The following is a 420-nucleotide window of genomic DNA, read 5'->3' as shown; positions in this document are numbered from 1 at the left end:
AGTCTGAACTACAGGCAGCGAGGAGCATAACAAGCGAAACACCCGCAACCTTCGCCAGGCGCGACTTCTGTACTGAATAAGCCATCAAATCTCCCTAAACTTTACAGCAAACCGGCATGCTTCAGCGCGCCAGCGACAATTTCACGACCGTGGTCGGTAATCGGTGTCATTGGCAGACGCAGCGTGTCGGTTGCTACAAGCCCCAACTCCTTACATGCCCATTTCACTGGGATCGGATTGGGTTCGACAAATAATTTATTGTGCAACGGCATCAGACGCTGATTAATCACGCGAGCTTCATCAAAGTGACCGGCTGCGGCCAGTTTGCACATGTCAGCCATATCACGCGCCGCCACGTTCGCCGTAACGGAAATCACGCCATTACCACCGAGCTGCATAAAGTCCAGCGCTGTCGCATCA

General features: G+C 53.1%; 1 protein-coding gene. It reads right to left on the bottom strand.

Features of this window, described 5'->3' with window-relative positions; all coding sequences use genetic code 11:
* Positions 1-101: 101 nt before the first annotated feature.
* Positions 102-420, bottom strand: a 319-nt coding sequence (locus RTW80_RS27445; protein WP_312721246.1) for a dihydrodipicolinate synthase family protein, incomplete at its 5' end; no start/stop codon positions are given.

The sequence above is a fragment of the Escherichia sp. AM3 genome, from assembly GCF_032029835.1.
Taxonomy (GTDB): Bacteria; Pseudomonadota; Gammaproteobacteria; order Enterobacterales; family Enterobacteriaceae; genus Escherichia; species Escherichia coli.
Note: the sequence above shows the minus strand (reverse complement) of the source record. Positions and strands in the feature narration are given on the sequence as shown.